The sequence below is a fragment of the Mesorhizobium sp. M0898 genome, from assembly GCF_040319695.1.
Classification (GTDB): Bacteria; Pseudomonadota; Alphaproteobacteria; order Rhizobiales; family Rhizobiaceae; genus Mesorhizobium.
The window spans coordinates 57827-69135 of the sequence record NZ_JAMYOE010000032.1; the positions used below are offsets into that span (position 1 = coordinate 57827).

Here is an 11309-nt window from a genome sequence, read left to right on the forward strand (position 1 = left end):
CCGATCCAAGGCAAGCACCTGCCCCATTTGCAGATGGATGTTCGCAAGGAAGTCCCTACGCAGTAAGAGGTGGGTATGCTGGCCTATGCCACCAACGACAACTGGGACCCCAAGCCCACTGCATCGTGGTATTTCGTGTCAAGAGCGGCGAGGCGCGCAAGGTGAACAGATCATGGCCTCGCTCGAGGCCGAGCAGAAGCAGAACGCGCTGAAGGGCGGCATTCATATCACCGGTAAGGCCGAGGCGCTCGAAAACCGAAATTTCAACATTCCCGTGCGTGTCGGTCCGGTTGCGCTGAACCTGGACTTCCCGACCGATGATCCCGCGGTCAGCCTGAACTTTTCGGGCTATCCGGCACGGGAACGCTCTCGCTGCCCGATCAAATCCTGTCGCCCGACCCGAGCCTGAGTTCCGGTGAAGTCAACCGAGTGCCCTAGAGCGCCAGATCGGCGCCGGAGCCACGGTCGGGATTGCAAGTGCAAAGAAACGCGGAAGGCTGGCATCTGATTGATTGGAAAAGCGCGGTCGCGCCAGTTGTCGCACCTCACTAGACGGTTTCGAGCCGGCTGAACCGAACCGGGATGAGTTTCCGGGTCTCGAGCTGCCCTGCCGCATCCTTCTCGATGACAGTCAGAAACTGTGCTTCTTTAGATCCTAAAGGCAGAACCAGCCGTCCCCCCGGCTTGAGTTGCTTCAGAAAAGCCGGCGGTGTCTGCTCAGCCGCCGCCGTGACCAGGATCTTGTCGAATGGGGCGTGCTCGGGCCAGCCGCGAGACCCGTCTCCGACACGAATGCCGACATTGGATAAGCCTAGCTCCTGCAGGAGAGCCTCCGCACGGCTTACGAATTCCTCGATGATTTCCACGCTCCAAACCTGCCCGGCGAGTTGCGCGAGGATTGCGGTTTGATAGCCCAGGCCAGTGCCGATCTCGAGCACCGCCTCGTGCGGTTGGGGAGCAAGGAGATCGGTCATGAGAGCGACGATGAATGGCTGCGAGACGGTTTTATCGAAGCCGATCGGCAGCGGCATGTCCTGGTAGGCATAAGGTGCAACCGAGGCCGGCACGAAGCGATGCCGCGGCACTCGCCGCATCGCTGCCATCACCCGCTCGTCGAGCGCCGCCTTGCCGAGTTCTTCGCTTGCAAGGTCGGTATGGATTGCAATCATCTCGACCATGTGCCTGCGTAGGACCGCGAGGTGCTCTTCGTTCATTGGCTTCATGACGGTGGGGCCTTCCTCAACCAGCTTGCTGCCGGTGAGCATTATATCCTGTTCGTCACGGTAGCGCCCGCCATCGTTTCCATTAGGGTGCCCAGGGCAAGCGTGGGTGACCGTCTTGGCAGGCTATTGCTGGCGGCGACCCTGGAGATTCTGGGCGCCATATCGCCATAGCGGTGTGTCACACATGCGGCTATCGCGCATCAGCTTCGCCAGCACCTGAGAATCGCGCGATCCCTGACGTCGACGAGACGGTCGCCGGCGCATGTTTTCAGGCCAGCGTGCTGATCGCGACCAGCCGGTCGTAAACGATGTCGGTACGGCCCGCTGGTCCGCGAATGTTTCCCTCCAGGAAATGGTCGAAGTTTGGATCAGCGAGCAGCGCGGCAACCTGTTCGGCGATGTAGGCCCGGATCTCCGGCTCGCCGTTTGCGATTTCCTCGACGATCTCCTCCCGCCCGTCGACCAAAAGGAGAATGTCCTCGGCGTCGCGGCTGGCGATGAGATCGCGTTCGCCGCGTCCGCGGTATGCCTCCAACTTGGTCGCGACAAACAGCTGCGGCGTGAGGCGCCGGATCTCGAGCGCCTCCTCCAGCTGTTCTGGTACGGCCGTCGCGATCCCCTTTGCGTACCAGCGATTGCTGAACCCGAGGATCGCCTCGTCGTCCGGCATGAAGTCGACCTTGAGCTCGCCGAGTTTCATTCGGCAGATGACGGAATCGTCAGCCGCCTCGGTGAAGCCGCGTGCGCGCAAACGCTCCGTCAGCTCGACCCATTCTGCGAAACCAGCGAGATCGACGATAAGGTCGACATCATCGGTCGCTCTCACCCCTTCGAGAACGATGGGGTCAGTAATGTAGAGCGCGGTCGTGCAGCCGCCGACGAAGACCAGGCGCGCGCGCAACTCCTCGCCGAGTGCCTCGGCGACGGCCTTCAACATGGCCTTCAACTGACCCTGGACTGTCATCCCAGCCTCTGTACGAGCAGGTCGGCGGCGAGCTTGCTTTCGCGTTGATTGCCGACGCGGATCGCGTCGATGAGGGCCAGATAGGCGTAGAGTCGCCTGTCTTTCTCGCAGGCCTCCGGCACGCTTTTGAACAGCGGGTCGACCGACTGACCCATTTCTTTTGCATGCGCGTAGGGCCAAACGCAGATGAGATTGCCAGCGCTGTGCAGGGATTCACGTAGCACGGGGGCCGCGAACGCCGTCGGCAACCCGCGCTGCATGGCGCCTGGTTTCGCCGGAAAGACGAATTTCACTCCGTGGACGATGAACTCGCGCAGATGGCGCCGGCTCGGTTTAGGCCGGTCTGTCTTCCTGTCCTTGATCGCGAGGCCCGCCGCAATGCTACGCTTGAGCGAAGCGCCGATCTCCGTCTTGCTGATTCCGAGGGCTGCCTCGAGGCCGCGCACAGAATAGGGATCCTCGCCCGCGGCTAGCCCGAGCGGCGTAGATTCGTCACCGATATCCTTTGCGTAGTCCTCCAAGCTCGCCAGCTTGAGCAGAACGACAACATCCTGGCTCTTCATCATGTCCTCTGTCCGCGGTCCTCGGACAGAGGACATCTAACATCATACACACCGAGTGTCAACGATCACGGCTGCAAATCGGTTGGTCTCGGCGGTGAGTCGACCGTGTCCACAGCAACCACTCGGCATGCCGCTCGCAACCGCAGTCCTCGAGCCTCGTCCTCAGTCCCGGGACAGTGGACAAGCGCGGGATCGGTCCCGCACACCACACCGGCTAATGCTCCGCTCCGATACCGCGCCCATTACCAGAGCTGGTGGCGACCGTCGCGGCAAGTGACAGCCGGGTCACACGCCCTTTCTCGTCTTGAATCGCGAAGCTCGGCATCTGTTTCGTGCGCCGTTTTCCGTACCAGGCCGTCGCAACTGTGATCAGATCCTCGTTGAACCGCTTGGCGAGAAAACCGTCGAGCAACTTGTCCGTCAGAGCCGGATCCGCATAATACCGAAAATCGCCGGTGTGCACCAAGGCATTGAGGTCGGGAGCTTCTTCATCCAGGCGCCGTTGCATCATCTTGTGAGGCAGGTCGGCTGATTTCGGGTAATCAGCAAATGCCCCTCGATAGATCGGAGCCATGAAGTCGATAATATGAGTGTCGGTCTGGAGCCACACGCGGAATGCATCGTGCCCGGACACCAGCTGCCCATCCTCCAATTTCCCGAAGGTGGCAACCTCGCCGCCGCCGTCACCCAAGCAAAAGCAGAACGCACCGCCCACAATCTGCGCTCTGATTTTGTAGCACCGGTTGAGAACATAGCCGCCGACGGCCGCAAAGAAGAGGCATGCTCTCTCGGCAGTCGCGTCTGGTACCTCCTGAAGCACGCCATGGGTCACCTGATAGATGCGGTTGTAGTCGCTAAGCGGCAGAAGGAACTTACCCATGAAACCTCAGGTTTTTCGGTCGCCGTAGCGGCCACGCCGGTCATATCCAGGAAAATGAAGAACGGGGTAGCCCGCATGCGGGAGAGCATCTCACTGGCTTTGAAGGTGTGCGTGGTGCTGTGGACAGTCGTTGTCCTGGCGGCAGTCTTTGTCATTGTGCAGGCCTGAACCGATCGACACAAATTGGTGCCGGCGAAAATGAATAGGACGCGACTATGGCAAACCGCTACGCGCTTCGCATGGACCGCCCGGACAGCTGGACCGTTTTCGACGTTTTCACCGGCCAGCCCGCCGAGTCCGATCACAAGATCATGGTCGGCATCAATGCCGGCGAAGCGGACGAGATGGTCGGCCGGCTGAACGATGAAGACGCCAAGCGGCGGGAACAGGCCGGCCGCTGAGCTAGCACACCGGCGAGCAAATTCGCCGGAATGATTCGCTAAGCACCTGTGCGGGGCGTACAGTCCGTTGTCGCCGGCCACAGAACAATGGGCACCGGCGCTTGAGAGCGTCCATCGTACTCCCGCCCCCTCGATGGGAGCCGCATTATGGACAACGATCAATCGGCCGATGTGATTTCGACTTTTGACTGCAATATCCTGCGTGACGCGTTCAGAACATCGGTCATTGAAAAGCAGATCCCCGAGGATCAGTGGCAGGCATACGCCGCGCTTTTGATCCGCGACTATACCGGCAACTCCGATTTTAATCCGGCGTTGCTGGCCTGGATCGTGCGACCGTAATTTTATCGCCGTGCAAGGTGCCGGGGCGGACAGCCGCTCCGCGCTCTCTTTCATTTTTGCCTAAAAGGACAATAAGCATGAGGTACATGAAAACTCCGGACGCTCCGGCCATACCGGTCAAGCCAATCGTCGAAACTGGAAAAATCCTGTCGAAGCGGCTGACGATCAGAAGCGACGAAGCAACAAGACGAAAGTCCGCCGACACCGACGGCACGGTGCGGCGGGCGCGTCAAATTGCGGAAAGCAACCGCCTGATTTGATGCCCCTATGTCCCTTTGGGCAAAACCCGGACATCATGCAGCCCAAGCCGATCGTCAGCTTTCAGGAAGTCGCAAGAACTGATCTTCTACGGCCTGCCGGCGCCCAACCACAAACGGCGTCACGTCGACATTGTCATGTACCTCCGGGCAATCCGCAGATCCATTCGATGGGTCCGTTTGCGTGACGCGGTTCGCGAACGAACCCAGTCCACCTTATATTCGGTCAGGGCGCATGCACCTGTTCCATGATCCCGCTTGCGGCGGAGTCGGACCCAAGAGACGAAACCATTCTTCAGCGGCGGCTGTTTGAGGCCATGAGTTTCGTCGGTTCGTCTACCGAGGATCTGCCAGGCCTGATCGGTCCTGGAGATTGTTAGAATCGATTGGCGTCTACGCTGATGGTTTCGTCGGGAGAGCTCCTTCTATAACGACTCCGGCGTTCACGTATTTCCACAGTGCAACAAGCAGTTTCCGAGCGAGGGCGATGATCGCCGTCTTCTTGTACCGGCCACCATTCTGGATGACTCGCGCCCTGAACCACTGGCTGAGTGCGGAATTGGGTTGATGGCGCACCCAGAGCCACGCAACCTGGACAAGCGTCGACCGGAGCCTAGGATTACCGGACTTCGAGACTCCCTCCTCGCAATTAATCTGCCCACTTTGCCAGGGCGTTGGCACCAAACCAGCGTAGGCGGTCAGGAATTTCGCCACCCGGTCGGGCACGACTTCCAGTTCCGCCCCGAAGACACCGATCTCCTCGAGTTTCTGGATCAGGCCGATATGCCCAACGACTGGAAGGTGGTTGTCGCAGAGCGCCTTCTGGATGTCGTAGGACGCGGAGCAGTAGAAGGCGTCGCCACCAATGCCGGCGAAGTGGAAAGCCGCACGCAGATAGTCTTCTGCCGTAGCGAGCGGACGGCCAGCAAAGCTGCCCCAACTGCCGTATGGAAGGCCGACCTGTACGAAACAATCGCCGGCTGCCTGTCGCATTTCCTGATCAAAGCATCGGCCTTCGATGAAAGCATGTGAATGCCCGCTGCGGCAGCGGCAGCCGCCTCGTCGGGCGTGCTGACGAAGAGCATCGAAATCTTCTGGCTATCCTTCTTCATCTTTCGGATATCCTCGACATGAGGACGGTTGTGATACATGCCCATAGTCAGCCTCCGCTACAGTTCAGGTGACCTTGAAAAATGCGGGGCGGTCGACCAGCCGCAAGTGTTCACCTCGATGCCGGATACCCCCATGCGCTGGGCATGATTAAGCACCGCGTCCAACGGCAGATTGCGAGATGAAACGAAACCCAGTTTCACGCGTAGAACTCCGGCTTTGCAATCATCTGCACAGGCGTACGACGGGCTTCCTTCAGCGCTACCACGCCAGCCTCGGCAACGACGGCGGCGCAATAGCCGTCCCAGCAATCCGAGGCGGTCGTGGGGAACTCACCGGTCATGACAAAGCGAAGGAAGTCGCGGTTCTGGCGGCGATAGGCATCATAGTACCGGGTCCGCCAGTCGGCGTCGTAGCTTGTGCTTTGGGCAAGCGCCGATTCCGTGCGGGTGTAGGCAATGTTGTTGGTTGCCACGGCGCCGTTCTCGCCAGCTCGTCGCGAAACATGATTACGCAACCGCGCTGCAAGGCCTGCCAATCCTTAGGTTTTGGGATTTCGTGGGCAAGGCGCGTTGATAACGGCACACTCTGATCAGACGGTTGCCGGAAGGCGCGGTTGGGGAGGTCAACGACTTACCTCGTCTGTCCCCCGATTTGCCCTGATCTCCTGTTCCCGCCATCAGAAGCTGATGCCTACGATCTTTACGCCGATACGATCGGCGAGTTCGAGCAATTCGGAATACACGTCAGAATTTCTGGTCAAATCGAGCGACACGCCGGACTGCACCAACATCCTTGCCGGAATTCGATCGCCAAACAGCATCACGGCGAGAGCCCGGTCGTCCTGCCGAGAAATCCAGCAAAGTCCCTGGATATCTGGGCATTGTGCGTGAATGGCTTCAGCCCAGGGGCGCGTTGCTGGGTAGTGGTCCTTCTCGGTGTCGATGATCTGGCTGCGCTTGATGCCGAGTTTCCTCAGCGCTGTGACGCTCAGATCAGCCAAGACCAATTCGCCCTGCGGCGCCACCTGCGAATAGACTTGATCCGCCAGTTTCACCTTGTCGTAGGTCTTCAGGCCCGGCGCGAATGGCACATCGTGGAAGACGGTTTCCATCGCCCCACACTCAAAGGTCGTGCCGCCGTATAGAGTTGGGATACTGGCCCCACTTGCATTCTTGATCGGGCTGAATCGGGCATTGCCTTTCAGGCCTGGATTGAACTCGACGCCGGCATAGAGATTCAAATGGATACGATGGATAACTTGGTCCGCCGGCCATATCGTTCGGGTGATGATATCCTGCAAATCGTGCGATGGAACGGGAACTGGAGTCCCAGGTCCCCTTCCAATCTTTGATTTAGCCATGGAGTGCGCCTACCAACTCATCCTCGGCGGCTGCAAGAACGCGCTCGGGTTGCGCGGGGAGCACATCTTGCGGACGCTTGCCCCCAAGGAAGCTATTGACCGATGCAAACCAATAGGCGAGCCCCCAGTCATCCTTCTTCCCGTGTAAGACGCTAAGAACCTTAGCGAGCGCTTTGATAGGCCGATATCCAGCGCCGGAATCCAGTGCATAGCCAGGGAAATAGTCTACGCCCCGATGCCGAACTGCAAAGATCTGGCCTTCTTTCTTCCACTTGTTTGGCTGCGCACTCAGGTTGCTTGTGCTGAACCCAGCCATTTTGGCGATTTGGGGAGCGGTCAGCCAATCGCCGCTCTCCAGCACTGCCTTTCTCGCCTCGGCCGTCATCCGCGCCTCGACAAGCATGTACTGCGGGGGCGGCACCTGAGGGACCAGGGCCTCGATTATTGAGTTAATGGCTTCACGTTGGCGACTCATCAGGATGGTACGGACCAGAGGCGCGATGCTGACGACCGTGTCCGCAAGGGCACGAACTGCGGGTTCACTCCCATGCTCGAATGTTAGTGCTATGACTTGCTCCGCAGTCAGCCGATCAAGTTGGTCACCAACCTCCTTCGGAGTTCCGGTGAGCGCGCCAAATCCCGATAGCTCAATGGTGTCATTGGTATGTGCCATGATATCCCACTCCGCTGGGTTGGTGAGGATGATTACATATATAGCACGATAACCGATCTCATCAAGTGATGTTGCTGCGATGCTCTCGGACGCCTGGGAAGACATCAGTCCAGCATCAACCCTGGCTCGGCACCCTTCTAGTCGCTCGCATGCTGCGGCAGCGCCGCAAGGCCACGGCCCCACCTGCTGGCGCTCAACAGCGGCCTGCACGTTATCGGCCGTGAGCGCCGGCGTCACCGTAACCGGACCACACGCCTGCTGGCATTTATCGACACCTTTACGGAAGCCACCGCGCTCGGCCTAAAGGAACATGACCGGCCGGCGTTGGCGCGGGACAGATGCTGCGCCGCACCAGGAACCGGCGCGGCAACTCGAAGCTGCTTCCGCATAATCCATTCCAGCAGATCCGCATCGAGCGTCGCGTGCCTCCTGCCGCGGCAGATACCTCGATACTGTCGTCTTACTGATCTTGAGCCGCCCAGACATCGCTGGCGTCAAATTCACCAATGGTGTCGCACAGTCCGCGACACCGGGTCACCGCGCCGCCTGATCGGCCGCGTCACCCAATTCCAGCCATAGCTCCTCGCGAGCCGGCCTCAAGCTCAAGAGCCGCTCCGACACGCCTGTCGGCCGAATTGAGAAACTGACCCCCTGACGAAACGAAGAACTGACCCCTCGGTTATGAGAGGAGGCATGATGGGGTGGACGAAGCCCATCCTCACAGAATGTTCGCCTACCGGGACAAACGTGACGCAACGGAACGGATGGTTCACCCGTAAAGTCTTAGGGAGGTTTGCGAAATGAGACCAGCATATGACCTGCGAACGAGATGTCGGCACGTTCGAAGAGCCCGTGACCGTTTTGCTGTCCTCGGGCAAAGTCAGTGCTTCGAGCACCCGCGACGCCGCCGAAATGCTGCTTTACCGCTGGCCCATTGGGGAAACCGCGCGCCGCATCCAGGCTCGTATGGCATGCATGAAGGTTCTCGGCGGCGGCAGCTCACCGGATGTTAGCGCGCGTGGCATTTCTCAGCGCCGCCAAGGAAGCGAAAATCCTGAACGCCTGACATCGTCAATGCGTGCCCCACCACTGTCCATCATGCATCACTCTTGCAGCAAACATCCTGCGTCGATCATGCGGAGACGCCGAATGCTTGCGCGAGAAGGCTGGAGCCGCGGATCTGCACTCTACGTGGACATATCACAGCTCCGGGCAAAGCGGCCTACGGACCAAAAGTTACGTGGAAACCTGCCCCACCAAACTTTGTCTGGCAAACGCATGTCGGCCCTCCCGATTTCGTTGCGAGGGGCGAAGCTGGATCGCGCGCACTCGGTCTTCATCGCGTGTTTTCGAAACAGTTCGGGAGAAGGAAAACGGGTCAAGTAGTTCAGTGTTCGATCTGGAGGAATTGAAGCTGCTCGGCCTCGATCCGACAGGCAATCGATTACGGCCCAGGGGTGACTTGCCGATAAACCTCATTCCCGTTAATCTCCGGCCCCTGTTTCGAGGCAAGAGAATCGCATGCGCGGCCTCGTCGAGGAATTCCGCACGTATGGGCATGTATGGGGCCCTGTCGGGCCGCGACATCTACTTAGGACAGTAGCCGCGACCATAACTTTTGATAACAGGTCAGGGTCGCGGGATGCCGAGCCGCTTGAAACAGTTGTGCGGGTGCTCGCGATCGTCCCGCCTCAACCGCGCAAGTGCGTCATCATCGCCGGCGAGCGCCATAGCCAAACCGGGAGCGCTTATTCTCGACGGAGCGCCGGGCATTGTCTGATTGTGAAGACGGTGCTTGATCACCAGCCGCCTGAGTGTGTCGTCGCTTGCGCTATAGTCGTGCCTGAACAGATCAATGACCCTCTGGACCGTGATCGCCTCTGCCCGTGGCAGGTAGAGCGGCCGAAGTCGTTCGCCTGTTTCTGGCGCTGTTTTGACAGGGAGTGCATTGGTCATTCGGCCCTAGCGCTATTCTGCGGCCCGCCGTTTCGCCCGACATCGCGGAACGATATCGCCCCCCATGTATTAGAAACCCATGGACACTATGGAACCCCACGGCCACGGGATGGCGGTCGATATTTTGACATCGGAAGTTGCCAATGCCAGGCAGCGCATCCACCGGACCGAGCTCGCGCTTCAACGCACTGAAGAAATGCTGGCCGAAAATCTCGCGCTGTGCAGCAGGATACGAACTGCGGTCGAGGCCGCAGACCGCTTGATGGAGATCGATCCCCCCAGCTTTGAACGACATCACGTGGGTTGAACTGCGCCGGCGTTTCGTTCGTAGCGGCCTCGGCACCCTGCCGCAAGCGCCTGCCCTGTTGGCATCACAGCGTGAGCAAACATTGGACAGAAGCATTCCAACGTTCACGATGTGCCACGCGGACGCCAAACCGACACAAATCTTCAGTTCAAGGAGCGAGGATAATGCTGCGGCAAACGAAGGTGGCACGGGGGTCTTCGCGCGAGCCGGTTATGCGATCTCCCGCTCAGAAATTATACTAAATATTCCGACGTCCTGATGGAACCCTTTCGTTGCGGGCGAGTTGCGGCTCATTGGGAGGGACTTCCCGAACATGACAGCCAGCAACAAAGCAGACCATCAGTCTGTCTCCGAAGCATTTCGGAAACTGATCCGTTCCGATGGCTATCGTCATAACCTACAAACGTTCTTAAATCTGGGGGTCGAACCAGAACTGCCGCCAAACCTTCAGTCATTACTTGCGGCTATTGATCGGGCCAAAGAGGGGCCGACCGAAGAAGTCCCTTAACTCCTCGGCAGCAAGCGTCATTACCTGCTGCATGTCAGCGCCGTAGCGCCGGTAGTCCTTGTAGCGGAAGGTGACGCCGGCCTCATCGAAGCCGATCAGGCGGCGGTTCGAGATTGCCACGCGGTGGGTGTAGCGCGACAGATAGGCGAGCACCGCCTCCGGCCCGGCGAACGGCGCCTTGGCGTAGACCACCCAACACTTCTTCCGAACAGGAGCAAGGTGGTGCAGGAATGCGCGTCGATCGGACAGGTGCACCAGCGATCCGAAGAAGGCGAGCCGCCCGGCGTCGTGCAGAGCGACCAGCCGGGCGAGGAAGAGCCGTCGGAACAGTTTGCCGAGCACGCGCACCGGCAGCAGGAAGGCCGGCCGCGAGGAGACCCATCGTCTATCGCCCAGTGCGATGCCGCCGCCCGGCACGATCATGTGCACGTGCGGATGGTGGGTCATCGCCGATCCCCAGATGTGGAGCACGGCGGTGATGCCGATGCGCGCACCGAGGTGTTTTGGATCGGCTGCGATCGTCAGCATCGTCTGTCAATGATCACGGAATCGGGACGCGATATTTTCGCGCAAAAGGGACCCCGGTTTTGGGGCGGTGAAGGGCACGCCGGTAAGCGCCCGATCAGGCGGAGCTGGTCGGGGTTGCACAGCCTGATCGGGCGCGGCTGATTGGCTTTTCGGCTTTAGATCCCATGAGGAGTGAACGGCGGCCGGCGCTCTGTCAGGGTGAGGCTGCATCGAACCACTCACTCAACAGGAGAT

14 protein-coding genes and 3 pseudogenes are annotated in these 11309 nt (G+C 59.6%); 7 read left to right on the forward strand and 10 right to left on the reverse strand.

The window, feature by feature from the left end; translation table 11 throughout:
• Positions 1–172: 172 nt before the first annotated feature.
• Positions 173–409, forward strand: coding sequence for a hypothetical protein (locus NKH90_RS25870; RefSeq protein ID WP_352774035.1), 237 nt, complete (start codon positions 173–175; stop codon positions 407–409).
• 139 nt (positions 410–548) lie between these two features.
• Here the strand turns inward: NKH90_RS25870 and NKH90_RS25875 are convergent, their stop codons facing one another.
• The 4 genes from NKH90_RS25875 to NKH90_RS25890 form a co-directional block, all read right to left on the reverse strand.
• On the reverse strand, positions 549–1223 hold the full coding sequence (locus tag NKH90_RS25875; protein ID WP_352821782.1) for a protein-L-isoaspartate(D-aspartate) O-methyltransferase: 675 nt from the start codon (positions 1221–1223) through the stop codon (positions 549–551).
• 268 nt (positions 1224–1491) lie between these two features.
• Positions 1492–2160 carry a hypothetical protein gene (locus NKH90_RS25880; RefSeq protein ID WP_352774078.1) on the reverse strand — a complete coding sequence of 223 codons (669 nt, stop codon included), beginning with the start codon at positions 2158–2160 and terminating at the stop codon, positions 1492–1494.
• 23 nt (positions 2161–2183) lie between these two features.
• Positions 2184–2750, reverse strand: a complete 567-nt coding sequence (locus NKH90_RS25885) for a hypothetical protein (RefSeq protein ID WP_352821785.1) — start codon at positions 2748–2750, stop codon at positions 2184–2186.
• Positions 2751–2964: 214 nt separating this feature from the next.
• Positions 2965–3630, reverse strand: coding sequence for a DUF2026 family protein (locus NKH90_RS25890; RefSeq protein ID WP_352774039.1), 666 nt, complete (start codon positions 3628–3630; stop codon positions 2965–2967).
• Between the two features lie 215 nt (positions 3631–3845).
• On the opposite strand from NKH90_RS25890, the gene NKH90_RS25895 reads away from it, so the two are divergent.
• The 3 genes from NKH90_RS25895 to NKH90_RS25905 all read left to right on the forward strand — a co-directional run bounded on the left by NKH90_RS25895 (position 3846) and on the right by NKH90_RS25905 (position 4633).
• Positions 3846–4031 (forward strand): hypothetical protein, encoded by a 186-nt coding sequence (locus NKH90_RS25895; RefSeq protein ID WP_352821760.1) that lies wholly within the window; start codon positions 3846–3848, stop codon positions 4029–4031.
• 147 nt (positions 4032–4178) lie between these two features.
• Positions 4179–4373: a hypothetical protein gene (locus NKH90_RS25900; protein WP_352541462.1), complete on the forward strand. Its 195-nt coding sequence runs from the start codon at positions 4179–4181 to the stop codon at positions 4371–4373.
• A 77-nt stretch (positions 4374–4450) separates the two neighbouring features.
• Positions 4451–4633 carry a hypothetical protein gene (locus NKH90_RS25905; RefSeq protein WP_352541463.1) on the forward strand — a complete coding sequence of 61 codons (183 nt, stop codon included), beginning with the start codon at positions 4451–4453 and terminating at the stop codon, positions 4631–4633.
• A 390-nt stretch (positions 4634–5023) separates the two neighbouring features.
• Here NKH90_RS25905 and NKH90_RS25910 read toward each other — a convergent pair.
• From NKH90_RS25910 to NKH90_RS25930, 5 genes and pseudogenes are all read right to left on the reverse strand, one after another.
• Positions 5024–5332, reverse strand: a pseudogene (locus tag NKH90_RS25910) (transposase); the annotation flags it as partial.
• A 488-nt stretch (positions 5333–5820) separates the two neighbouring features.
• Positions 5821–5943: pseudogene (locus NKH90_RS25915) on the reverse strand (sugar phosphate isomerase/epimerase); the annotation flags it as partial.
• Positions 5940–6215 carry a hypothetical protein gene (locus NKH90_RS25920; protein ID WP_352774045.1) on the reverse strand — a complete coding sequence of 92 codons (276 nt, stop codon included), beginning with the start codon at positions 6213–6215 and terminating at the stop codon, positions 5940–5942. The gene NKH90_RS25920 and the pseudogene NKH90_RS25915, both read right to left, overlap by 4 nt.
• A gap of 204 nt (positions 6216–6419) precedes the next feature.
• The gene (locus NKH90_RS25925) at positions 6420–7103 is read right to left on the reverse strand and encodes an RES family NAD+ phosphorylase (RefSeq protein ID WP_352821763.1); all 684 of its coding nucleotides are present in this window, start codon (positions 7101–7103) and stop codon (positions 6420–6422) included.
• Entirely contained in the window at positions 7096–7881 is a 786-nt protein-coding gene (locus NKH90_RS25930; RefSeq protein ID WP_352821765.1) for a hypothetical protein, read from the reverse strand. Before NKH90_RS25930 ends, NKH90_RS25925 begins: the two co-directional genes overlap by 8 nt.
• 108 nt (positions 7882–7989) lie before the next feature.
• On the opposite strand from NKH90_RS25930, the gene NKH90_RS25935 reads away from it, so the two are divergent.
• From NKH90_RS25935 to NKH90_RS25945, 3 genes are all read left to right on the forward strand, one after another.
• The gene (locus NKH90_RS25935; protein ID WP_352821787.1) at positions 7990–8355 is read left to right on the forward strand and encodes a DUF1612 domain-containing protein; all 366 of its coding nucleotides are present in this window, start codon (positions 7990–7992) and stop codon (positions 8353–8355) included.
• 234 nt (positions 8356–8589) lie between these two features.
• On the forward strand, positions 8590–9162 hold the full coding sequence (locus tag NKH90_RS25940) for a DUF982 domain-containing protein (protein ID WP_352821768.1): 573 nt from the start codon (positions 8590–8592) through the stop codon (positions 9160–9162).
• A 679-nt stretch (positions 9163–9841) separates the two neighbouring features.
• A complete protein-coding gene (locus NKH90_RS25945; RefSeq protein ID WP_352502794.1) occupies positions 9842–10039 on the forward strand; it encodes a hypothetical protein in 198 nt (65 codons plus the stop codon).
• Between the two features lie 508 nt (positions 10040–10547).
• Here the strand turns inward: NKH90_RS25945 and NKH90_RS25950 are convergent.
• Positions 10548–11078, reverse strand: a pseudogene (locus NKH90_RS25950) (IS91 family transposase); the annotation flags it as partial.
• Positions 11079–11309 lie beyond the last annotated feature (231 nt).